This window comes from Acinetobacter lwoffii (assembly GCF_029024105.1).
Lineage (GTDB): Bacteria > Pseudomonadota > Gammaproteobacteria > Pseudomonadales > Moraxellaceae > Acinetobacter > Acinetobacter lwoffii.
On the sequence record NZ_CP118963.1, the window covers coordinates 2,442,498 to 2,467,017 of the forward strand.

The 24,520-nt window shown below is 44.3% G+C and carries 23 protein-coding genes; 9 read left to right on the forward strand and 14 right to left on the reverse strand.

The window, feature by feature from the left end; all coding sequences use genetic code 11:
• Positions 1 to 58: 58 nt before the first annotated feature.
• The 8 genes from tnpB to PYW33_RS11870 form a co-directional block, all read right to left on the reverse strand.
• Entirely contained in the window at positions 59 to 394 is a 336-nt protein-coding gene (gene tnpB, locus PYW33_RS11835) for an IS66 family insertion sequence element accessory protein TnpB (protein WP_004646131.1), read from the reverse strand.
• On the reverse strand, positions 391 to 774 hold the full coding sequence (tnpA, locus tag PYW33_RS11840; RefSeq protein WP_004646130.1) for an IS66-like element accessory protein TnpA: 384 nt from the start codon (positions 772 to 774) through the stop codon (positions 391 to 393). The genes tnpB and tnpA overlap by 4 nt, the downstream gene beginning before the upstream one ends.
• Positions 775 to 886: 112 nt before the next feature.
• Complete coding sequence (locus PYW33_RS11845; protein ID WP_004646129.1) at positions 887 to 1,735, reverse strand: class II glutamine amidotransferase; 849 nt, start codon at positions 1,733 to 1,735, stop codon at positions 887 to 889.
• A 131-nt stretch (positions 1,736 to 1,866) separates the two neighbouring features.
• Positions 1,867 to 2,775, reverse strand: a complete 909-nt coding sequence (gene argB, locus PYW33_RS11850; RefSeq protein WP_004279270.1) for an acetylglutamate kinase — start codon at positions 2,773 to 2,775, stop codon at positions 1,867 to 1,869.
• A 10-nt stretch (positions 2,776 to 2,785) separates the two neighbouring features.
• Positions 2,786 to 4,204: a phosphomannomutase/phosphoglucomutase gene (locus PYW33_RS11855; protein ID WP_004646128.1), complete on the reverse strand. Its 1,419-nt coding sequence runs from the start codon at positions 4,202 to 4,204 to the stop codon at positions 2,786 to 2,788.
• A 387-nt stretch (positions 4,205 to 4,591) separates the two neighbouring features.
• Positions 4,592 to 5,044, reverse strand: a complete 453-nt coding sequence (gene dut / locus PYW33_RS11860) for a dUTP diphosphatase (protein WP_004646127.1) — start codon at positions 5,042 to 5,044, stop codon at positions 4,592 to 4,594.
• A gap of 47 nt (positions 5,045 to 5,091) precedes the next feature.
• Entirely contained in the window at positions 5,092 to 7,131 is a 2,040-nt protein-coding gene (locus PYW33_RS11865) for a UvrD-helicase domain-containing protein (RefSeq protein ID WP_004646125.1), read from the reverse strand.
• Positions 7,132 to 7,268: 137 nt separating this feature from the next.
• A complete protein-coding gene (locus PYW33_RS11870; protein WP_004646124.1) occupies positions 7,269 to 7,922 on the reverse strand; it encodes a YiaD family glycine zipper/OmpA-like lipoprotein in 654 nt (217 codons plus the stop codon).
• A gap of 252 nt (positions 7,923 to 8,174) precedes the next feature.
• Here PYW33_RS11870 and PYW33_RS11875 point away from each other — a divergent pair, with 252 nt between their 5' ends.
• The 6 genes from PYW33_RS11875 (at position 8,175) to PYW33_RS11900 (ending at position 12,802) form a co-directional block, all read left to right on the forward strand.
• Positions 8,175 to 9,116, forward strand: coding sequence for an acyltransferase (locus PYW33_RS11875; protein ID WP_004646123.1), 942 nt, complete (start codon positions 8,175 to 8,177; stop codon positions 9,114 to 9,116).
• Between the two features lie 2 nt (positions 9,117 to 9,118).
• Positions 9,119 to 10,183 carry a hypothetical protein gene (locus PYW33_RS11880; protein ID WP_004646122.1) on the forward strand — a complete coding sequence of 355 codons (1,065 nt, stop codon included), beginning with the start codon at positions 9,119 to 9,121 and terminating at the stop codon, positions 10,181 to 10,183.
• A gap of 159 nt (positions 10,184 to 10,342) precedes the next feature.
• Positions 10,343 to 11,056, forward strand: coding sequence for a septum site-determining protein MinC (gene minC / locus PYW33_RS11885; protein WP_004646121.1), 714 nt, complete (start codon positions 10,343 to 10,345; stop codon positions 11,054 to 11,056).
• 66 nt (positions 11,057 to 11,122) lie between these two features.
• On the forward strand, positions 11,123 to 11,935 hold the full coding sequence (gene minD, locus PYW33_RS11890) for a septum site-determining protein MinD (RefSeq protein ID WP_004646120.1): 813 nt from the start codon (positions 11,123 to 11,125) through the stop codon (positions 11,933 to 11,935).
• Between the two features lie 2 nt (positions 11,936 to 11,937).
• Complete coding sequence (gene minE / locus PYW33_RS11895) at positions 11,938 to 12,210, forward strand: cell division topological specificity factor MinE (RefSeq protein WP_004279256.1); 273 nt, start codon at positions 11,938 to 11,940, stop codon at positions 12,208 to 12,210.
• 304 nt (positions 12,211 to 12,514) lie between these two features.
• Positions 12,515 to 12,802, forward strand: a complete 288-nt coding sequence (locus PYW33_RS11900) for a PA4642 family protein (protein ID WP_004279254.1) — start codon at positions 12,515 to 12,517, stop codon at positions 12,800 to 12,802.
• Between the two features lie 61 nt (positions 12,803 to 12,863).
• Here PYW33_RS11900 and PYW33_RS11905 read toward each other — a convergent pair whose 3' ends face one another.
• Entirely contained in the window at positions 12,864 to 15,923 is a 3,060-nt protein-coding gene (locus tag PYW33_RS11905) for a DNA translocase FtsK (protein WP_004646118.1), read from the reverse strand.
• Between the two features lie 249 nt (positions 15,924 to 16,172).
• Here PYW33_RS11905 and trxB point away from each other — a divergent pair, with 249 nt between their 5' ends.
• The 3 genes from trxB to PYW33_RS11920 all read left to right on the forward strand — a co-directional run bounded on the left by trxB (position 16,173) and on the right by PYW33_RS11920 (position 18,796).
• Positions 16,173 to 17,135, forward strand: a complete 963-nt coding sequence (trxB, locus tag PYW33_RS11910; RefSeq protein WP_004646117.1) for a thioredoxin-disulfide reductase — start codon at positions 16,173 to 16,175, stop codon at positions 17,133 to 17,135.
• A gap of 92 nt (positions 17,136 to 17,227) precedes the next feature.
• Positions 17,228 to 17,959 carry a leucyl/phenylalanyl-tRNA--protein transferase gene (aat, locus tag PYW33_RS11915; protein ID WP_004646116.1) on the forward strand — a complete coding sequence of 244 codons (732 nt, stop codon included), beginning with the start codon at positions 17,228 to 17,230 and terminating at the stop codon, positions 17,957 to 17,959.
• A 21-nt stretch (positions 17,960 to 17,980) separates the two neighbouring features.
• Entirely contained in the window at positions 17,981 to 18,796 is an 816-nt protein-coding gene (locus PYW33_RS11920) for an arginyltransferase (protein WP_004646115.1), read from the forward strand.
• 15 nt (positions 18,797 to 18,811) lie between these two features.
• On the opposite strand, the gene rimI is transcribed toward PYW33_RS11920, so the two are convergent.
• The 5 genes from rimI to rpsG all read right to left on the reverse strand — a co-directional run bounded on the left by rimI (position 18,812) and on the right by rpsG (position 24,499).
• Complete coding sequence (gene rimI / locus PYW33_RS11925; protein ID WP_004646114.1) at positions 18,812 to 19,270, reverse strand: ribosomal protein S18-alanine N-acetyltransferase; 459 nt, start codon at positions 19,268 to 19,270, stop codon at positions 18,812 to 18,814.
• A gap of 105 nt (positions 19,271 to 19,375) precedes the next feature.
• Positions 19,376 to 20,257: a metal-dependent hydrolase gene (locus PYW33_RS11930; protein ID WP_004646113.1), complete on the reverse strand. Its 882-nt coding sequence runs from the start codon at positions 20,255 to 20,257 to the stop codon at positions 19,376 to 19,378.
• 223 nt (positions 20,258 to 20,480) lie between these two features.
• A complete protein-coding gene (tuf, locus tag PYW33_RS11935) occupies positions 20,481 to 21,671 on the reverse strand; it encodes an elongation factor Tu (protein WP_004646112.1) in 1,191 nt (396 codons plus the stop codon).
• 93 nt (positions 21,672 to 21,764) lie between these two features.
• On the reverse strand, positions 21,765 to 23,900 hold the full coding sequence (gene fusA, locus PYW33_RS11940) for an elongation factor G (protein ID WP_004646111.1): 2,136 nt from the start codon (positions 23,898 to 23,900) through the stop codon (positions 21,765 to 21,767).
• A gap of 128 nt (positions 23,901 to 24,028) precedes the next feature.
• A complete protein-coding gene (rpsG, locus tag PYW33_RS11945) occupies positions 24,029 to 24,499 on the reverse strand; it encodes a 30S ribosomal protein S7 (protein WP_004279240.1) in 471 nt (156 codons plus the stop codon).
• Between the last annotated feature and the right edge of the window lie 21 nt (positions 24,500 to 24,520).

The window sequence follows — 24,520 nt, forward strand, 5'->3', positions numbered from 1 at the left end:
AGGTCATGAGAAGAATGAAATAGAACGTTTGGAGAATAGCAGAATGGAACAGCCTGGTTTAAAGCATCGTCACCACCTGCTGTCGTCCAATGCGCTGCCAGGGCAAACCTTGGATCAGTGCCTGTAACTGTTCCGGGCTGAGGGCCACGGTTTCACCTTGGTGAACTTGAGCCCAGTGAAATTTGCCCTGTTCCAGCCGCCGGGCACACAGCCAGATGCCCAATCCATCATGTACCAGTACTTTCATACGATGGCCACGTTTATTACAGAACAGGTAAGCACAATGCGGTTTGATTGAACCAAAGGATTTCATAATCTGCGCCATGGCCGTATCCATACCCGCACGCATGTCCATGGGCTGGGTAGACAACCAGATTTCATCGATACGGATCATGTTGCAAGTGCCTTGAGTAATTCTGCTAAAGCAGATATTTCTGATACTTGCCATTTCAAGCCAATTTCTGCTTTTGAGTGGGGTAAAGTAATTTGAACCTTTAACATGTCAGTAGGAGTAGGATCTAATGGTGCAGAGCAAGATAAGGCAATAAATGCAGGTTTATTCGGTAGTGGTGAGCGATCATTCCCTGGCTTAGCATCAATTAAGCGAATCCATTTGGATACAAGATTTGTATTCAATCCATGTTGCAAAGCGACTGAAGCAATTGAAACGTCTGGTGCTTTACAAGCCTGAACGATCTGCTGTTTAAATTCAGCACTGTATGTTCTTCGTTTTTTCGCAAGAGATGCGATGGATGTCTGGTGATTTGTAGTCATAAATTTTAGTCCCCACTTGTTTCTAAGTGGGGACTAAATTAAGGCTTATAGGATGAATTCAGAAGGTGTGTTCAGCGGACGCTTACGTTTAAACTCCGTCTTTAATCGCATTTCAATATTGATCAGCTCGCGTGACGCGTTTTAAGGAAGGATCAAGACGTTCACGTTCCAGACGTTCAACATGCGTCAACTGAGAACGTACTTTCGCCCCATGCTGAAACAGGATCATTTCACCGGGCTGGAAGGCAGTCCATTCTTCATTCTGGGTCAATGGTTCAGTGGTAATCACTGCGACGCGATCTTCAGGGGTCGTGACCTGACTAAAGTCCACTTCGACATCAATATCAATCAGCTGAGCCGGTCTAAACGGGTATTCACGTACCAGCCAGTGGAGTTTAGTAATCGCATAGCTAAACAGCGCCTGACCATTCGACAGGCAGAAATTAAAGGTGCCATGCTCCGCGATTGCAGGTGAAATTTCAGCTAGAAGATCGAAAACCTGATCCAGTTTCGGCTCATGATAGCCAAAGCGTTTCACCAGTTGATCCAGCAGGTAACAGAAGGCACGCTCACTGTCGGTATTTCCGACTGGGGTAAAGCGCCCTGACAGTTCAGGAAAATAATCATATAAATCGCCATTATGGGCAAAAATCCATTGCCGCCCCCAAAGTTCACGGCTAAAAGGATGCGAGTTTTCCAGATTAATTTTGCCTTGAGTGGCTTTACGGATATGGGCAATCACATTACGTGATTTGATCGGATAGTTACGCACTAGCTCGGCAATCGGCGACTCAACCGCAGACTGGTTATCAACGAACAGACGGCAGGCTTTATCTTCAAAGAAAGCAATCCCGAAGCCATCCGCATGATCAGAGGTAATGCCCGCCCGCTGGGAAAACCCGCGAAAAGAAAAAGTAATATCCGTCGGGGTGGCACAATTCATTCCGAGCAGTTGGCACATGGTCTGGTTTCAGCTCTCTATTTACTTAGAAGCTTATTGTGCATGACTGTCCTAGTCATTTCAAATAGGTGGCTATAAGAAATCCAAATAAAAAAGAGTCTCTATTGAGACTCTTTTTTGCAAAAATTGGCTTAAGAACGATGCGGATTGGCACGATTGGTAATGAGGGTGCCCACACCATGATCGGTGAAAATTTCTAGTAAGCTGGCATGAGGTACACGGCCATCCACGATATGTGCACTTACGACGCCGCCTTTTACCGCATCCAGCGCACAACCGACCTTTGGAATCATGCCGCCATAAATCACGCCAGTTTCGATCAGACGATCGACTTCTTGAGTGGTCAAACCAGTCAACAGGTTTTTATTTTCATCCAAGACACCGGTGATATTGGTGAGTAGAATCAGTTTTTCTGCACCTAGGGCTTCAGCGACTTTACCAGCGACCAAATCAGCATTGATATTATAGGTATTGCCTTCTTCATCGACACCTAGCGGGGCAATGACTGGAATAAAGTCACTATTGGTAAACATTTCCAGAACATCAGTTTTCACGCCAACGACTTCACCGACCAGACCCAGATCAATTTGCTCAACTGAACCATCTTCAGCCACTTTTTCCATCAGCAGCTTTTGCGCACGAATCAGGTTGCCGTCTTTACCGGTAAGACCAATCGCACGGCCACCATGCTGGTTGATCAAATTCACGATAGATTTGTTAACGCTACCGCCAAGCACCATCTCGACCACTTCCATAGTCGCAGGATCAGTCACGCGCATGCCGTCGATACGGTCTGATTCACGGCCTAGCTGTTTCAGCATGGAATCGACTTGCGGACCACCGCCATGCACCACGATCGGATTAATACCGACGGTTTTTAATAATACGATATCACGTGCAAATGAACTTTCCAGCTCAGGATCGGTCATCGCGTTACCGCCGTATTTTACCACCAGGGTTTTACCCGCAAAGCGTTGAATATACGGCAAAGCTTCTGTCAAAATCTGTGCTTTGTCGATGCCTGTTTGTTGATTTGGCATTCGCCTCTCCTTATTGAGCATCTAAAATGTCTTGAGCGATCTCTGGATAACGGTCACGCAACATGGCTACAAACAAGTGACGAATTTCATTCAGACCTTGGGCATTATTGGCATCAAAGCGCACTGTGAAATACTCACCTGTATTGGATGCTCGAATGATGCCAAAACCATCCTCAAAATCAAGACGTATCCCATCAATTTTACTGATTTGCGCATTAATTCTTGCGGATTGTTGTTCAACGAAGTTTAAAAGCTCAACTGGACGTACTTGACGCGTTGAAATATAAAGATCTTCAGTACCATACCGTTTTGGATAAGCTGCCAAGGCCTGCGCGAGAGTTTGCCCCGTTTGATCTAAATATTCCATGACTCGGAGTGCTGCATAGAGGCCATCATCATAGCCCCAGCCGCGGCCATCATTAAAGACATAATGTCCGGCATATTCCCCACCAAAAATGGCTTGCTGCTGAGACTGGTTCAGATAGGTTCTGAGAAATGAACTGCCGGTACGAATCATCACCGGTTCACCGCCCAGACGTTGCACTGTATCGCGAACTAGAGTTGAACATTTCACATCATAAACAAATTGGCGTGGCGTTGAATCAGTGAGACAAATTTCGGCAAACAGGCATAATAACTGATCGGCTGTAATAATCTGACCATGTTCATCAACCAGAACCAGGCGATCGCCATCACCGTCCAAAGCAATACCGAGATCAGCCTGCTGTTGCATGACAGTTTGGCGTAAAGTCTCAAGATGTTTGTCCTGCGAAGGATCCGGCGCATGATCCGGAAAATATCCATTGGCCTCACAACGTAAAGCAATCACTTCACAGCCCATTTTTCTGAGTACCAAGTCAGCACAACGTCCGGCTGAGCCATGCAGACCATCCAGAATCACTTTAAATGAGCGCTTTAATTGAATATCTTCTAATATTCCCTGCTGATACTGCATGCAAAACTCTGGAATAATCTGATGCGGCAGTTCAGCTAAAGTAATTAGCTGGCTATCGCAATGTGACTTTGCCAGTTGGGCCACCTGTTGAATCATCTCAGGACAAGGTGGTTCACCATCAATAATCCATTTAATCCCATTATCTTCTTTAGGATTATGACTGGCGGTGACCATAATGCCATTGCCATCAAACTGGCGTGCGGTGAAATACAGCATCGGGCTGGAACAACAGCCTATAATAGTGGCTTCCAGCGAATAGTCTTTAAAAATACGGGCAATGATGTCGGCAAAAGCCGGACTACTGATGCGTGCATCATAACCAATGGCGACACGTGTCTGTCCCGCAGCCTGATACTGCTGGGCTAAACCGTGGGCAATTGCATCAATGATCCCGGCACCTAATAGACTGACTTTACCGCGTATGTCATAGGCACGAAAGATATGCATGGGGAATGGATGATTCATAGATCCCATAAAACTGTCTTTTCACTATTCGTTAAAATAAGGAGATTTAAAATGATGATTTCATCATAATGACTTTAAACATTTGTTTTTGTTTTAAGACCTGCTATTTTTAAACGATTTCAATGTAACAATCAATTATAAAAATATAATCTACAACTTTAGAATTATAGGGTTCTTGTAATTAAACAATGATTATTCAATTATATTTATTTTGAGTTTCATCTAATTAGACATTTGATAATTACATCAATTTTGGATTTAAATAATTCTACTTGGCCGAAAAAATAAGGTTTTATTTTTTAAATATATTTCAACCAACTCATTTTTTTTAATATTTAATCTAATCAACTAAAAATGGCTTACATCCAGTTAATGAATGTAAGCCATTATTAAAACTTAGTTTTTACCCGTATGACCAAAACCGCCAGCACCGCGTTCAGTCGCTTCGAATTCATTCACCAGATCGAATTCAGCTTGTACCACAGGAACCAACACATACTGCGCCAAACGTTCACCTGGCTCTAAGCTGAATGCCGTCTGACTACGGTTCCAAACGGATACCATCAATTCACCCTGATAATCAGAATCAATTAAACCTACCAGGTTACCCAACACGATCCCATGTTTATGGCCCAAACCCGAACGTGGCAAGATCAGACCAGCAAATGCAGGATCTTCAATATAGATTGCTAAACCAGTTTTTACCAAAACCGTTTGGCCTGGTTCAATGATTGTGGTTTCTGCAACACACGCACGCAAATCCAGCCCCGCTGAACCTGTCGTAGCATAAGTCGGTAATGGCCATTCCTGACCGAGACGCGAGTCAAGGACTTTCACCTGAACTTTCATGTATTCATTCCTGTTGTTTCATTTAAAATAAGAGCAAGCCTTGCGCCTTATCGTTTGATAAGGTTACGCAAATTATCAAGATAATGTTGGGCTTGTAATTTCGGATCGATGTTGCCTGCCAGCTTTTTCTTACGACCTAACCATTCCAACTCATCTTCTGGTAATTCATCCAGAAAACGGCTTGGGGTCATCTGCTTCATCTGCCCACCGGCCTTGCGCTGCGCTGCCAAAGTAATGGTCAAGCCCTGACGTGCACGGGTAATGCCCACATACATCAGACGGCGTTCCTCTTCGACGGTTTCTGCAGCAATCGAGTTTTTATGCGGCAGAATTTCTTCTTCCAGACCAATCAAATAGACATAAGGAAATTCCAGACCTTTAGACGCATGCAAAGTCAATAAGTTGACTTTATCGGTGTCCTCTTCTTCCTGTTGCTGCTCCAGCATGTCCAGCAGCACCATTTTACGAATCACACTTTCAATATTTTTTTCGTCGACATCTTCAGCGCGGTTAATCAGGCTCTGAATGCTGCTGTAGAGCACCTCGATATTGTCAAGCTTGGTTTTTTCCTGTGCTGGCGTGGCTGCAGTTTCCTTGATGTAATCGATATAACCGGCCTCAATCATCATCTGGCGGATGATCGGTACTGGTTCATCATCATCCAGTAAATTGCGGGTAAAGCCCTCAATAAAATCGGCAAATTCGGCCAATTGAGTCGTGGCCTTTTTCGGAATCGCCATGGTCAGACGTTGATCCGCTGCTGCAGCCAGCAAGGACAGGTTGTTTTCCTGAGCAAATAATCCAAGTTTTTCCAGCGTTACCGGACCAATCGCCCGTTTTGGCGTATTGATAATTCGCAGGAATGCGCTGTCGTCTTCAGGGTTAATGATCAGGCGCAAATAACTCATCATGTCCTTGATTTCGGCACGTGCGAAGAAGGACTGTCCGCCAGACAATTTATACGGAATCTGCATCTGACGTAGATGGGTTTCTAAAATACGCGCCTGGAAATTGCCGCGATATAACACCGCATAATCTTTCCAGCTTTTACCGTTCATTAATTTATGCGTGATCAGGTCTTTAACAACACGCTCTGCTTCATCATCATCATTGCGGCAGGTAATCACACGGATTACTTCACCATGGCCTTTGTCTGACCAAAGTTTTTTATCAAAAATATGCGGATTATTGCCAATGACAGTGTTGGCTGCCTTGAGAATACGACTGGTCGAACGATAGTTCTGTTCCAGTTTAATCACTTTTAAATTAGGAAAATCCTGCTGCAGCAAGGCCATATTTTCCGGTTTAGCCCCACGCCAGGCATAGATTGACTGATCATCATCGCCTACGGCGGTGAACTGTCCCATCACGCCAACCAGCAATTTCACCAGAATATACTGTGCGGTGTTGGTATCCTGATATTCATCGACCAGCAAATAACGCACGCGGTTTTGCCATTTGTCACGGACTTCTGCATTTTCCTGCAGCAAGCGCGTTGGCATTACAATCAGATCATCAAAATCCACGGCGTTATAGGCGCGTAAATTACGTTCATAAAGCTGATACAAATGCGCAAACTGCACATCTTCGGCAGTTTCACAGGTGGTGTGGGCTTGCTCAGGTGGAATGAGATCATTTTTCCAGTCCGAGATCATTTTCATGGCTTTGGCGATCAGTTCTTTGCTTTCTGCACCGGATAAATTGTCACGTTGCATCAGATCCATCAGAATGCGTTTACAGTCGTCAGCATCCAGAATTGAGAAATTATTTTTCAGTGGGGTATGTTTCAACTCCAGGCGCAGCATATTCAGGCCAAAAGTATGGAAGGTTGAAACTGAAACGCCTTTACTTTCTTCACGTGTCAACAATTTGCTGACACGCTCTTTCATCTCACGTGCTGCCTTGTTGGTAAAAGTCATCGCAGTAATACGATGTGCGGGAATCCCGCAATGCTTGACTAAATACGCGATTTTTCGCGTGATCACTGAAGTCTTGCCTGAACCCGCTCCTGCAAGTACTAACAAGGGTCCTTGAGTGTATTTCATGGCTTCAAGTTGCTTGTCATTTAACTGACTGGCGAGTGACATATGGCTTCCTCTTCTAGATTCGGCTCCGATTATAGTCATCTCTGCGTCAGTTGCCTAATTTAAAATACGATTAATCAGATCAATATTCAGATATAAAAAAACCACCCGAAGGTGGTTTTTTCTTAAGCGTTCAAGAATTATTGAACTGCATATACCGCGATTTCTACACGACGGTTTTGCTCTTTACCTGCGGCAGTTGTATTGTCTGCAATTGGGTTCGCTGAACCTAAACCTTGAGCATTAATACGTGTACGTGAAACACCTTGGCCTGCCAAGTAAGTCGCTACAGAGTTTGCGCGTGCTTGAGACAATGGCAAGTTAATTGAGTCATTACCCGTGCTGTCGGTATAACCAGTTACAAGGATACCGCTCTTGTTATCTTCAGTTAATACTTGCGCCACTTTGTTTAAAGTGCCATAGAAGTTTGGTTTGATATTTGATTTGTTGGTATCAAATGTAATGCTGCCTGGCATCACAAGGTTAATCGAACCATCTGCATTACGGTTAACGTCTACGCCCGTACCCGCTGTTGCTTGACGTAATTTTTTCTCTTTGTTATCAAGATACACACCCGCTGCACCACCAACAACAGCACCAATCGCTGCTGCACGGTTATTTTGACGGCTGGTATTCGCATTGCCTTTAGAAACACCGTAACCTGCTGCAGCACCAATTAAAGTACCTAGAGCAGCTTTATCATATTCCACACCACCGATGTTATTACCAGTTGATTGACAACCTGTAAGTGCTACGGCCCCTGCTACAGCTGCTGAAATGACTAGTGCACGCATCGCATGACTCCTTGTTGTATGCTTTGTTGTTAAGCGAGATAATGATTTAAATTGAATGGGCTAACCATTGAATTTTTGTTAATAATAAATCGTTTAGTAATATTTTGTAATGTTTATATGTAACTAAAACCAAGTAGTTCGTCACAATATCTTCATAGTTTCCTGTTTAGGCTTTTTTATTTGCCTAACTGTCTCTATATTACTCAAAATATGAAAAAATTTAAGTGATTAATCTCTGGGGACTGTTTGGATATGTCATCGAATAGCAACAAGCAACCGACTTTAAAAAAACTGGCGCGTGGCCTGACGGTCACATCCGTCATGACGGGCAGTACTTTTTTTCATGGTCCCCCGGTGCTGGCCTTGGGTTTAACCAAACTTTTTAAAAAATCCGCAAAAGTGGATGAAACCAATATCAAGATTACCAACAGCTGGTTAGGGGTCAATAATTGGCTGATTGAGCATGTGCTGAAAAACACGCAATGGCAAATCAGCGTAGATGAATCACTGGATTTGAATATGCAGGGCCGTTATTTGATGACCTGTAATCATCAAAGCTGGGTCGATACCACCGTCAACCAGTACTTCGGTCTGACCCGTATGCCCCTGACGCGTTTCTTTACCAAATGGGAACTTATTTTTATTCCTTTTGTTGGACAGGCCTTTAAAATTTTGGGCTTCCCGATGATGAAGCGGCATAGCAAGGAACAGATTGCCAAAAATCCTGCACTGAAATACCGGGATATGGAAGAAGCACGCAAATCTTGTGAACAGCTGATCAGTCAGCCTTTTACCCTGTTAAATTATCTGGAAGGCACCCGCTTTACCCAGGAAAAGCATGATCAGCAGCAGTCTTCCTACACACATTTACTGAAACCTAAAGCCGGTGGTCTGGCATTGGCGCTCAGTATTCTCGGCGATAAAATTGATGCGCTGGTCGACATGACCATTGTTTATCCTGACGGTATTCCGGGCTATGGTGAATTTTGGTTAGGTGAAGTGCCACGTATTGCGGTAAATTTAAGAAAAATTGATATTCCAGACTGGGTACTGGGCGGCAATTATGAAGATGATGCTGAATATCGTGCACGTTTTCAAAAATGGATTGATCAAATCTGGACTGAAAAAGATCAGCTCATCGCACAAATGCAGCAGAACTTTGCCCAAGCCCCGGTCGGATCTGTAACCGAGTAATTATGAAGAAAGACAACCCGGACATTACGTCCAGCTCATTTAAATTTGTTCGTAAAGGAACCTGGGGCTGGAAAATTGCACTGATTTACGATATTTTCATGATGGTTCTGATCATCATCAATCTGTTCTGTCTCAGTGCTAACGCCATTTTAATGAGCGATTTTGGGCAGTGGTTGTTTGACTTCATTCGTTTACCGGAAATCTTGCAGTTTTATAAAAGTGATTTACGCCCTTGGGTCATCATTACCGAGGGCTGGTTTACCACCTTCTTGGTCTGTGAATTACTGGCACGCTGGGTCATCGCGATTGTCCTGCGTCATCATCGACGCTGGTGGTTCTTCCCTTTTGTGCACTGGTATGAAATTTTATCTATTATCCCTCAGCTACGTTTCCTACGTCTGCTGCGTGCGGTTGCGATTGGCTACAACCTGCATAGCCATGGTTATAAAGTAATTCCCAATCGTTGGTATCGCCAAGGCAACTTTTATTACAACATGCTGATGGAAGAGCTTTCCAGCCGGGTGGTACTGACCGTACTGGACGGCATCAAGCGTGAACTGACCACAAGTACATCACATAAACAGTTAATTGATGATTTAGTGGAACATCACCGTAAATTACTGGCCATTGCCTTGGCAGATATCTTGCAGGAGTCTTTGGGTAGGGAATTACAGTCACAACGTTCCATGATCGCTAAAAATGTAGGGCAAGTAGTGAATCAGGCGATTGAAGATACTCCGGAACTGACCCAATTATTACGTTTGATTCCAATCGTAGGTAGCCGGATCGAACAGCAAATTCAAAGTATTGGTCAACGCCTCGGAGAAAATATCACGCAAGGACTGATTGAACCATTTACCCACACAGGCCAAAAAGAAAATCCGACTTTTACCCTAATTTCAGATAAAATCAGCCAGATTCAGATTGAACATAATCCACATATTGATAAATTGGTCGAATCGGCTGTTTTTGAAACACTTGAAGCAATCCGAAAACAGGTAAAAGTCAAACAGTGGCAACAGATTTTAGAAGAACATGAGCAAAATCAGAGCTCAATAGATAAGTAAAGTTTAAAGTACAGAATCAGACTAATCCGTCCGGTCCTGTTCGCATAAAAAAATAACTGAGATCGCTAGAGAATTACTGCAATTTGTTCTAGGATTTGCACTATTTACAACATTGCTTCGACACAAAACCAGCACGTCAGAAGTATTTAAGGAAGAATTATGGCTGATATACGGATAAAAGGCAGAATGGTCAATGCGATACGCATTAGCCTAGATACCAATGATCATGATGCAATCCGCCAGCAACTTAGCCCAAAATTACAAGCAGCATTTCCACCCGGCACTTTGGCAGTCATTGAAAGTTCAGTTGAACAGGAACTCATTGCGCTGATTCAACTGTTAATCAGTCTGGATGTACAGCCTATGGCTGTTACTGAAGGCTTACTTGGAGATCAGGCGCGCGCCATTCAGTTCCCGGTACTGCCACCTGATCGCCAGTTAGAAGAAATTAAAGCCACCAAAGAACAGGTCGTGGAAGTTAAACCAGAACCTACAGCGGTGAATGATGATCAGGCCCCTGCTGCCCCGATCGTCGCGCATATCACCTCATATCATGATGAAATCCTGCGTACCGGCCAATGTATCGTGCAACATAATGGCGACATTATTATTAATGCCGGCATCAATAGTGGTTCAGAAGTGATTGCTTCGGGCAATATTCATGTCTATGGCAGCGCGCGTGGCCGTGTCATTGCAGGTGCGGGTGGTAATACTGCAGCACGTATTTTCTGTCATAGCCTCGAAGCAGAACTGATTTCGATTGCAGGAACCTATTGCGTAGCGGATGACATTCCTCCGCATGTGGTCAAAAAATCAGTGCATATTTACTTGAATGATCAACAAGAGCTTGTATTTGAAGCTCTACAATTTTAATGTATAAATAAACACCAAAAACCCCATTTTAAACAGGGGATTTGAACCATAACAGGAGTGGATTCGGTGGCGAAAATTGTTGTCGTAACATCAGGCAAAGGTGGTGTAGGTAAAACTACAACAAGTGCATCTTTTGCAACAGGTTTAGCCCTACGTGGTCACAAAACTGTTGTTATTGATTTTGATGTAGGTTTACGTAACCTTGATTTGATTATGGGCTGTGAACGCCGTGTAGTTTATGATTTTGTGAATGTTTTAAATAACGAAGCACGATTACAACAAGCACTGATTCGCGATAAAGATATTGAGAATTTATATATTTTACCTGCTTCCCAAACACGTGATAAAGATGCCTTAACCGATGAGGGTGTAGCACGTGTAATGGATGAGCTTTCGCAGGAATTTGACTATATTATTTGTGATTCACCTGCCGGTATCGAGCGTGGTGCCATTCTGGCCATGTACCATGCGGATGAAGCGATCATTGTGACCAACCCTGAAATTTCTTCAGTCCGTGACTCTGACCGTATCATTGGTATGCTCGATAGCAAAACAAAAAAAGTAGAACAAAACGAAGGTCGCATTCGTAAGCATCTGTGTATTACCCGTTTCAATCCGGAACGTGCCGATAAACAGGAAATGCTAACGATTGATGATATTTCTAAGGATATTTTACGTGTACCGACCTTGGGCGTTATTCCTGAGTGTCCAAGCGTTTTACAGGCATCGAATGAAGGTAAGCCGGTGATTCTTTTCACTGAAGCTTCTGCAGGTCAGGCCTATGATGATCTGGTTGCGCGTTTCCTTGGCGAAGAGCGTCCTTACCGTCATATCGAGGTAAAACCTAAGGGCTGGTTAGCACGACTATTTGGAGCGTAGACATGGCAGGATTCTGGAGTAAACTTTTTAGTGGCGAGGATAAACCATCAAGCGCACGGACTGCTAAAGACCGTTTGAAGGTGATCGTTGCATCCGAACAAGGCTTGGGTCGTCGCTTGAGCCAGGACAAAATTGACCAGATGAAGACTGAAATCATGCAAGTGGTCAATCGTTATGTTCGCGGTGTCGATGAACAGCATATTCAAATGCAGGTCCGTTCTGAAGCCAATATTGAAATGCTTGAAATGAATATCAATTTACCTGAAGAACGATAATCTGATTTTTGATTGGTCAAGTAAATTGATTCAAGGCAAAATATGAGGCCGGATTAGTAAAGCATTGCTTTACCCGGCCGCAAGATGAGAAGCTATGCTTCGAGTGGGCTGGTCGTAAAATACTGCTTTACCCAGAAGACGAGAAGCTAGGCTTCCAATAGGCTAGTAACTCTACGCTACCTAGTCATAAGACGAGTAGCGAGACTTCGCCTAGACAATGTCGTTTTAAGGACATTGTCACTTGCGTACTCATATTTTGCCTTTTTTCATGCCGAAAAAACTACATTAGATCAAGGAAATTGCGATGGCATTATCTCAACCAGCGACCTTTAACGAAGAATGGTCAGATGAGCGTGTATTTGCCTACTTGAATCAGCTTCCTCCTGCAGGTGTTAATGCTGATTTTCACGTGCTCTATCATGCTTTCAAGCATATGCGTCCATTTGATTATGAACGCCTGTTGACGAAATTTGTCGCTGATGGCCGTGATGTCAATGCAACCAATCCGGAAGGACAACGGATTCATGACGTGATTGCCACTTTCCCGCGTCAAAGTGCCGAGTTTCTGGATGTATTGGCAAAATTTGCCTGAGTCAAAATACATAAAAAAGCCTGCTTTGAAAGCAGGCTTTTTTATTGTAGGTAGACTGAAATTAAACCAGAATCTCGCGTTTACCATTGGCACCCATACCGCTGACAATGCCGTTTTCTTCCATCTGGTCAATGATCCGTGCAGCACGGTTATAGCCCAGACTGAATTTACGTTGCAAGGATGAAGTAGAAGCCTTACGGGTTTCCAAAACAAAAGCTACACACTGGTCATACAGTGCATCACGGTCTGAACTGCCCTCACCACCATCTTCAAAACCACGGCTGGATGGTTCTTCATCAAATGGTGTCAGGATCTCGTCGACATAATTTGGTGAACCACGTTCACGCCATGCATCGCAGATCCGGTTGACTTCGTCATCGGCAATAAAGGCACCATGTACACGCTCAGGTTCGATTTTACCCGGGCCGAGGAATAGCATGTCACCGTGACCGAGCAAGTCCTCTGCACCACCCGCATCCAGAATAGTACGCGAGTCGATCTTGGAGTTAACCCGTAGCGCGACACGTGTTGGAATATTGGCTTTGATCAAACCGGTGATCACGTCCACCGATGGACGTTGGGTCGCAAGCAACAGGTGAATACCGGCAGCACGTGATTTTTGTGCCAGACGGGTAATCATCTCTTCAGCTTTCTTACCGACCTGCATGATCATATCCGCGAACTCATCCGCGACAATCACAATGGAAGGCAATGGCGTCAAACGCGGCGCACGTTCACCCACAACAGAATCGCTGGCTTTCCAGGTTGGATCGATCAGGTCTTCACCATTGGCAATCGCCTCTTCCACCTTGCGGTTATAGTCGCTTAGTTTACGGATTTTCAGGAAAGACATCAGTTTATAACGACGTTCCATTTCATTGACACACCAGTTCAATGCGCTGACCGCATCTTTCATATCGGTAACTACAGGCGTCAATAAATGTGGAATATCGTTATAGTTCGCCAGTTCCAGCTGCTTCGGATCGATCAGAATAAGACGCAATTCATCCGGTGTATATTTCAGCAACATCGATAGAATCATCGAGTTGACCGCCACCGATTTACCGGAACCTGTGGTTCCTGCCACCAGCATATGCGGCGCTTTACCCAGATCAGCAATCACCGGATTACCGGAAATATCCTTACCCATTGCCATGGAGAGGATGCTATTCGGATCAGTAAAGGCTGGAATGGTCAAAAGTTCGATCAAACGGACCATTTCACGGGTACTGTTTGGTACTTCAATTCCGATATACGGTTTGCCCGGAATGACTTCAACCACACGCACCGATGCCATCGACATCGAACGTGCCAAATCACGCGAAATATTCGTCACTTTAGAGGCTTTTACCCCTGGCGCCAGATCCAGTTCAAAACGTGTCACGACTGGGCCTGGCTGTGCTTCTACCACTTTGGCTTTGACGTTGAATTCTTGCAACTTGATTTCAAGCAATTCAGATAAACGTGCCAGCTGCTCTTCAGTAAAATTCACTTTTTTATTCGGATCGACTTCATCCAGTAAATCCAGACCTGGAAGCGGTGATAAATCTTTTCGGCGCTCCACCACCTGCATGGCACGTGACATCGGACGGCCTGAAGCATCAGTTAAAGGAGCATCAAAATCAAACTCGTCTTCATCTTGTGGTTTACCAGCCGTTTCTTGCCAGGCTTCTACAAATTCTTCTTTAGATAAAGCCTCGCGTACTGCTGCATGAGTTGCAGAAGGAGGAGATACTGGTTGCTCTATACCCTGATGCTGAATTGGTGCCTGAACAAAAGCAGAAGATTGGGCATAGCTTGATGCACGTACTGGTTGGCTTGGCTCATCTTCTTCAATCAGTAAATCACCCAGGTCATCCAGATCGGCCTGTAATGCGCTATTTTTCACGACATGTGCCGTTGTCATAGACGCCATGACAGGTGCAACATTGGTCATGTCTTCTACAATTCTTGCCGTCTTTTCGGCTGGCGCTGTATTGAATGGACTATGCACATCGGTCGCAGTTTTGCCTTGCGGAACTGCAGCCAGAAGTTCATCAAAGATTTCATCATCATCCCAGTCCAGGCCTGTATGCGGAGCCGATGCGGTTCTGGTATGAGCATGAGTCTGTGCTGCAACAGGTTGAGGAGCGGTTATATGTGAGACTGGAGAATTAAGCTGTTCTTCTTCGGCTGCTTTGAGTAAGGCATCAATATCCTGTTTATGGCGCTGATCTTCATTTGAATGTAAGGCACGCCACACCTCGCCTGTCGCTACCACACGATCCGGCTGTTGAGGCACTTGCTGTACTTGCTTAAATGTCTCGACTGGCTCAGGAGCCTGCTGCTCAGCCTCAGGAATATCCTCATAAAACTGCGGTTGTTGTGATTCTTTATCGGCAAAATCATCAAATAAGCGTTCAGCCACCTGATCGCGCACCACCGGATCTATTTCTACCAGTTGATGCTCAGGCGCAGGTGTTACTGCAACCGCTACTTTTTTTGCACTAATGACTGGCTCTTTTTTGGCGACAGGTGCAGTCCGGTCAAAATCAGACATGCCTTCAGGCACATTGCGGTAGAATAGGTCTTGTAAATAAGCAGGGGTTGCTTTGAGGCTGCTCCAGGTCTTGTTCCATTTCACCCCAAACGCCAAGGTAAATAGCACCACCCAAAGCACCAGCAGGAAGAATGCTGCACCGTATACTGTCAGCAGTTGTTCCAGACTCTGGCCTAATTCATAGCCAATAATACCGCCGGAAGAATTATCCAGCGTATCAGCAGGGACTTGCCAAAATAAAAACAACAGCGCTGAGGTGGTCAGCAACAGGAAGAATTGCGCAGCATAGCGAAATGGCCGGTTCAGGAAGCTACGCGGCCACCAGACCTGAATCGCTTCCATAAACAGATAGACAGGGATCAGCAGACTTGCCCAACCAAGGAAGCCAAACAAAAGGTCTGCAATCCAGGCACCCGCTACCCCACTGGCATTCGAAACCGTCTGCGTATCACTGGAGATATGCATCCACCCCGGATCAAATGGCGTATAGGTCACTGTTGCAAGAAACAGATAAATCCCAAATGAGACTAAAAATAATGTCATTACTAAGCGCTGTGCATAGGCACTCGACACCGCTGTCATATACTGTCCTGTAACCAATTCTTCATGAATATTCTTTTGCTTCAATGCTTGAAAAAAGCGACGCAATAAAATACATATTATGCACCTGTTCTGTGAAAAAAGATGCACTATTGTGCAAGCACAATGTTACTTATGCTATATAGCCCAAATCGATTTCAATGATCAATAATATCGACTTTAATCTCACACCACTGTTATACAGTTTCACGTATAATTCAATAAATTTCTAAATAAAAAAGGATACAGCTGATGAGCGCACGTCACTCACGACTGATTATTTTAGGTTCTGGCCCTGCAGGCTATAGCGCAGCAGTATATGCAGCGCGTGCAAACTTGAAACCTACCCTGATTGCAGGCTTGCAACTGGGCGGTCAGCTGACCACGACGACTGACGTCGATAACTGGCCGGGTGATCCCGAAGGTTTGACTGGTCCAGCATTGATGGAACGTATGCAGGCACATGCAGAGCGTTTTGGCACTGAAATCGTGTATGACCATATCAATGAAGTGGATCTTAGCCAGCGCCCCTTCGTGTTAAAAGGCGATATGGAAGAATTCACCTGTGATGCCCTGATTATCTGTACCGGTGCAACTGCCCAATACCTCGGTCTGGAATCTGAAGCAGCCTATATGGGTCAAGGTGTCAGTGCTTGCGCAACCTGTGATGGTTTCTTCTATAAAAACCAGAAAGTCATGGTTGTAGGTGGTGGTAATACCGCTGTTGAAGAAGCGTTGTACTTATCCAATATTGCGTCTCACGTGACTCTGGTTCACCGTCGTGATTCACTACGTTCTGAAAAAATCTTGCAAGATCATTTATTTGCCAAAGAAAAAGAAGGCAAGATCAGCATTATCTGGAACCATCAAGTCGATGAAGTACTCGGTGACGCACAATCTGGCGTGACCTCGGTTCGTCTTAAATCAACTCAAGATGACTCTACTCAAAACGTCGATGTGACGGGTATGTTTGTGGCGATTGGTCACAAGCCAAATAGCACCATGTTTGAAGGCCAGTTAGAGCTTCGTGACGGTTATATCCAGGTACAAAGCGGTACTGCAGGTAATGCAACCCAAACTTCGGTACCGGGTGTATTTGCAGCCGGTGATATTGCGGACAGCATTTACCGTCAGGCCATTACTTCTGCCGGTTCAGGCTGTATGGCTGCGCTTGATGCAGAAAAATATCTTGATGCGATGGGCAAACTAGACTAAGCAGCAAGAATAAAAAAGCCGTCCATTATGGACGGCTTTTTTATTGCTAGAATGAGATGATGATTTATCTATAGATTTATGTCGGGTCTGCCATGTCTTTACTTCCTCCCTCAGAATTCATTTTTCCCAATCCGGTCGAGGTTGATCCTGAAGGTGAAGGACTGATTTGTATTGGTGCAGACCTCTCCCCTTCCACACTTTATGAAGCCTATATGCATGGATTATTTCCATGGTTTTCAGAAGGTGATCCGATTTGCTGGTGGAGTCCGGAACCACGCTGCATTATTCGCCCCGAAGATTATCATCCTAGCAAATCCCTGCTACGTAATATGAAAAAGCAGGACTATAAGATTACGGTCAATCATGCTTTTGAAAGAGTGATTCGTTCCTGTTCATTGCCTCGTGCTTATGCAGACGACACCTGGATCAGTGAAGATATTATCGCAGGCTATTGCGACATGTTTGACGCAGGATATGGCTATAGCATTGAGGTCTGGGATGAAGATCGCGTCGTCGGTGGACTTTATGGTGTGACCATCGGTCAAGGCTGTTTTGGTGAATCCATGTTTAGTACGCAAACCGATGTTTCTAAAATGGCTTTCTATACTTTAATGCTGATTGGACAGGAAAATAAACTATCCTGGATCGACTGCCAACTGGTCAACGATCATCTGTTAAGCCTGGGTGCCTGCACAATTTCTCGCCAAGCTTATCTTAATTCTTTACAAGATATTGTAAAAAAGCCTGCTATCGATTGGAAAAAGTATCAGGAAGGTGTATTTTCAAGTAAAACAATAGCGCAAAACGCGCGCTTAAGTGAATGAAAATAACAGAGGGTAGTTGTTATGAACTCTTATCAGCCAAAGGCCCTACTGAACGATTTACAGTATTATATTACGCCGCCGCATGATTGTAGCTATTTGCCCAACAAGTCGGCGCGCATGGTTTTTCTGGATCCTGCACATCGAATTGATGTAGTCACTTTATCGGAACTGTCACGTACCGGTTTCCGCCGCAGTGGTGATTTCGTCTATCGACCCGAATGTCATCTGTGTCGTCAATGTCTGTCTTCGCGTGTACCCGTTGCTGAATTCCGCATGAACAGTTCACAAAAAAAAGCCTGGAAACGGAATCAGGACCTGGTGATGAAAATTACCAGTCCAGAGCACGCCGGTGATCTACATTATGCGCTGTATGAACGCTATATTAATGAACGCCACTCAGATGGCGACATGTTCCCACCCACTCGGGATCAGTTCGAAAAATTTTTATTACAAAGCTGTGCCGACAGCTTCTTTCTAGAATTATGGCAAGATGAGCGTCTAATCAGTGTTTCAACCTGTGACTTGCTGGATGATGGCATTTCTGCCGTCTATACCTTCTTTGACCCAGATGAAAATCGTCGTTCACTCGGTGCTTTTGCAATCTTGAAACAGATTGAACATGCACAAAAGCTGGGCTTGCAATTTATCTATCTGGGTTATTGGGTGCCGCATTCTAGCAAAATGAATTACAAATCTCAGTATCTGCCACTGGAACTCTTGATCGATGGACAATGGCGACGTTTAAATCATGCATTGAGTGCCACGGAGATTCAGCAATTGGGAAACTCATTAATGACGACCTTACCCAGCGGATGGAATCACCAGATTATTAAATAAGGTCGTCAGTTTGTATTATTTAAATAGACTAGCAAAATCATCCGTACATGCTTTTACCATAATGATGGCATGTTCACGGCTTCCGTTACTGTTAGGATAATAATTCTTGCGCAGATCAATCTGATGAAAGCCTGATTTTTCATACAGCTTGATCGCAGCCAGATTACTCTCGCGCACTTCCAGGAAAATCTGCACCGGATTATTTTTTAGCATCGCCACTGAAGCCTCCAGCAACTGATAGCCCAAGCCCTGACCTTGCTGTGCCGGATCAATCGCCATGAGCAATAAATTGGCTTCATCCAGCACCGGTTGTAAAATACAAAATCCGACCACCTGCCCTTTTACTTCAATCACGGTACTTTGATAAGCTGTTACAGCATCTTCGAACTGTTTTAAAGTCCAGGGATGTGATTGAACTGATTTTTCAATCTTTGCAACGACTTCTACATCCGCTGCTTGCATTAAACGAATCATCTTCGTTCATCTTATATAGAATCAACCTCCGCATTATAGAAAGTTCATCCAAAAAATCGAGCAAAAAAAAGAGCGATTTTAGTCGCTTTCCAATCTTCAGTTCTGTCACAAACCCAATTTAGCTTTCCAAGTCGCCAACAGTTGATCTGTATAATGATCATTCGGATGGAATCCCGGTTTAAAATACATCAGCATTTCTTTCGCCATACCGGTAATGACACCTTTAGAAGGACTATAGGCATAGGTATAAATGGCTTTTAAGGACTCAAGATTAAACTGCTGATCCTGTTTAAGCAAACGGGCGAGGAAATAGCTTTGCACCACAAATAAGGTTGCCATTGCGATGACCAAGGATGAAGTACGCAGTGCATAGGCTTTTAGGCCTTTGCCAAAAACTCCTTCAAAGACATCATGTGCAACTGCCTTATGTTCATTTTCCTCGATAGCATGCCATAACCACATGGTTTTCATGGTTTCATCTGTCATCAATTCCTGAATGTGGCTATTGGTCAAAAGCTGTGAGGCAATGGTTGCAGTGAAATGCTCAAGTGCCGTAGTTGCAGTCAAATCTACCATTTCTTGGGTAATTCCCACAGGCTTACCCAGTTTAGCCATGACTTTACGTGTCGTTTGAATGACTTTATCGGTATAACGATCAAGCGTCTCGACATCATGCCCATGTTTTTGCGCAGAAGCATTAAAGCCGATATGCTCGTGAGTATGCATGGCTTCCTGACCAATAAAAGCAGAAATTTCTTTTTGTAATGCTTCATTATTGGCAATTGCAGGATGGTTACGTACCGCGCGGACTGAATCTATAAAAAACTTTTCACCTGCTGGAAATAGCGCAGATAATGCGGTCATAAAATGAGTGAGACCTGCTGAACCATTCATCCAATATTCCGGTACAGCATCAAAATCAAAGTTCATGCGACGAACCGGAAAACTAGCACCCGCACGATTGGTAATATTTACTTTCGCATTCATGTGACCACTCCCATCAGGCCAACCCAGGCCCAAAAATGTAATATTCATATTCTTATCTGTATATTACGTGGTAATTTTTTTTACATAAGTGCAGTTTAGGTCAAGCCGATATCAGATAAGGACAGCTTTTGAAATCATTGTCAGACAATTTATTTTTAGTTTTATAAAAGTTTGAATCAAAAAAAAGCGCCTCAAAGAGGCGCTTTTCTTACACAATCAGCGATTATGCAGTTACTTTAGCAACTACACCAGCACCAACTGTACGACCGCCTTCACGGATCGCAAAACGTAGACCTGGGTCCATTGCGATCGGGTGGATTAGCTCTACTGACATCTCAACGTTGTCACCAGGCATAACCATTTCCACGCCTTCTTTAAGCGCGATCGCACCAGTTACGTCCGTAGTACGGAAGTAGAACTGTGGACGGTAACCGTTAAGGAATGGAGTGTGACGACCACCTTCTTCTTTAGAAAGTACGTATACTTCCGCATCGAATTTAGTGTGCGGCTTGATCGCACCTGGTTTAGTCAATACTTGACCACGTTGTACGTCTTCACGCTTAGTACCGCGAAGAAGAACACCACAGTTCTCGCCCGCACGACCTTCGTCAAGAAGTTTACGGAACATTTCTACGCCAGTTACTGTAGTAGTTTGAGTATCACGGATACCAACGATTTCTACAGACTCACCTACTTTAACGATACCAGTCTCTACACGGCCAGTTACTACTGTACCACGACCAGAGATTGAGAATACGTCTTCAATTGGCATAAGGAATGGAAGGTCGATCGCACGCTCTGGCTCTGGAATGTAAGAGTCAAGTGCTTCAACAAGCGCAACTACAGCTGGCTCGCCGTATTGGCTGTCATCACCGTTAAGCGCAAGAAGAGCAGAACCACGAATTACTGGAGTGTCATCACCCGGGAAGTCGTAAGTAGAAAGAAGTTCACGAACTTCCATTTCAACTAGCTCAAGAAGCTCTTCGTCGTCTACAAGGTCGCATTTGTTCAAGAATACAACGATGTAAGGTACACCTACCTGACGAGAAAGCAGGATGTGTTCACGAGTCTGTGGCATAGGACCATCAGTCGCAGCACATACAAGGATCGCGCCGTCCATCTGAGCAGCACCAGTAATCATGTTTTTAACATAATCGGCGTGGCCCGGGCAGTCTACGTGAGCGTAGTGACGAGTTGGAGAATCGTATTCTACGTGTGAAGTATTAATTGTAATACCACGTGCTTTTTCTTCTGGTGCAGAGTCGATTGCAGCGTAGTCTTTCGCTTCGCCACCGAATTTCTTCGCACATACAGTTGCAATTGCAGCTGTTAAAGTTGTTTTACCATGGTCAACGTGACCAATTGTGCCCACGTTAACGTGTGGCTTATTACGTTCAAACTTAGCCTTAGCCATGAGATCTTCCTTTTTAAACTACTCATGCAGGATCACTGCATGAGCACTTGGTTTTTAACTATGAATTAGTTTGGGCTTATAGTAATCGAAAGATTACTCGTCGTCACCTTTTTTACCGCCAGACTGGAATTTAGAAATGATGCCTTCAGCCACGTTACGTGGAGTTTCAGCATATTTAGCAAATTCCATAGAGTATGTTGCACGGCCTTGAGACATAGAACGCATTTGAGTCGCGTAACCAAACATCTCAGCAAGTGGAACCTCAGCTTTAATTGCTTTAGTACCACCAGGCAAGTCATCCATACCTTGAACCATACCACGACGACGGTTTAAGTCACCCATGATATCGCCCATGTAGTCTTCTGGAGTTTCTACTTCAACTTTCATGATAGGTTCAAGAAGAACAGGATCTGCTTTCATGAAACCGTCACGGAAGGCATAAGAACCAGCCATCTTGAACGATAATTCGTCCGAATCGACATCATGGTAAGAACCGTCAAACAATGTAGCTTTAATGCCAACTACTGGGTAACCAGCAAGGACACCATTCTTCATACGCTCTTGGATACCTTTATCCACAGCACCGAAGAATTCTTTAGGAACTACACCACCAACAACTTCTTCAACGAACTCGTAGTCTTTACCAGCATCAGCATCCATTGGCTCTAAACGTACGTATACGTGACCAAATTTACCTTTACCACCAGTTTGACGAACGAATTTACCTTCTTGCTCAACTGACTTTTTGATCGTTTCACGGTAAGAAACCATTGGTTTACCAATGTTTGCTTCAACACCGAATTCACGCTTCATACGGTCAACAATAATGTCAAGGTGAAGTTCACCCATACCAGCGATGATTGTTTGACCTGACTCTTCATCAGTACGAACGCGGAATGATGGATCTTCCTTAGCCAAACGACCTAAAGCAATTGACATTTTTTCTTGGTCAGCTTTAGTTTTTGGTTCAACAGCCAATGCAATTACTGGCTCTGGGAATTCCATACGCTCAAGTGTGATGACATTTTTCTCATCACAAAGTGTATCACCTGTAGTTACGTCTTTAAGACCTACACACGCAGCGATATCACCCGCACGAATTTCTTCAACGTCTTGACGATCGTTCGCGTGCATTTGCACGATACGGCCGATACGTTCACGTTTAGATTTAACTGGGTTATAAACAGAATCACCTTGTTTAAGAACACCAGAGTAAACACGTACGAAAGTTAAGTTACCTACGAATTTGTCGTTCATGATTTTGAACGCAAGTGCAGAGAACGGAGCTTCGTCAGATGCTTCACGAATCGCTTTAGTTTCAGCCTTATCGTCAAGAACACCTTCAATCGCTTTAACTTCTGTAGGCGACGGTAAGAATTCAATTACTGCGTCCAACATACGTTGAACACCTTTGTTTTTGAATGCTGTACCACAAAGCATTGGTTGAATTTGACAAGCCAAAGTTTGGACACGTAGACCAGCAACGATTTGTTCTTTAGTCAAATCGCCATTGTTCAGGTATTCATCCATTAACTCTTCAGAAGCTTCAGCAGCAGCTTCAACCATGTTTGTACGCCATTCTTCAGCAGTTTCTTGAAGTTCAGCCGGGATTTCACCGTATTCAAACTTCATACCTTGTGAAGCTTCGTCCCAAATGATCGCTTTCATTTCGATCAAGTCGATTACGCCTTGGAAGTTTTCTTCAGCGCCAACAGGGATTACTACAGGTACTGGAGATGCACCTAAACGTGTTTTCATTTGTTCAACAACACGGAAGAAGTTGGCACCAGTACGGTCCATCTTGTTCACGAATGCTAAACGAGGCACTTGGTATTTGTTCGCTTGACGCCATACAGTTTCAGACTGAGGTTGTACACCACCTACAGCACAGTAAACCATACACGCACCATCAAGAACACGCATAGAACGTTCAACTTCAATTGTGAAGTCAACGTGTCCCGGTGTATCAATTACGTTGATACGGTGTTCAGGGAACTGTTTAGACATACCTGACCAGAATGTAGTCGTAGCAGCAGAAGTAATGGTAATACCACGTTCTTGCTCTTGCTCCATCCAGTCCATTGTTGCTGCACCATCGTGTACTTCACCAATTTTGTGAGATACACCTGTGTAGAACAGAATACGTTCTGTAGTTGTGGTTTTACCCGCATCAATGTGCGCAGAAATACCAATGTTACGATAACGAGAAATTGGGGTTTGACGTGCCATGATTTCTAGCATTCCTAAATTTTGTTGTTTAAAACAGGACGCTTTAAGCTGCATAGCAACTTAAAGCGCTTTGGTGACAAAACCATGACGGTCTTATCACCCTCCTGAATAGGGCCTGTTTTATCTGCTTAGAAACGGTAGTGAGAGAATGCTTTGTTGGCTTCAGCCATACGGTGCACATCTTCACGTTTCTTAACCGCAGCGCCTTTGCCTTCAGATGCATCAAGCAACTCGCCAGCAAGACGTAAAGCCATAGTTTTTTCAGAACGCTTAGCAGCAGCATCTACTAACCAACGCATCGCTAGAGCAGTACGACGGGATGGGCGTACTTCCATAGGAACTTGGTATGTAGCACCACCAACACGGCGTGCTTTTACTTCGACCATAGGACGAACTTTTTCAAGAGTAGTCTCGAAAAATTCAACTGGGTCTACTTTAGATTTTTCTTGAACGCGGTCTAAAGCACCGTAAACGATACTTTCAGCAATAGATTTTTTACCATCTTGCATTACGTGGTTCATGAATTTAGCGATTGTTTGGCTGCTGAACTTAGGATCCGGAAGGATTTCACGAGCAGCGACTACGCGACGTCTTGGCATTTTAAACTACCTATAAAGATG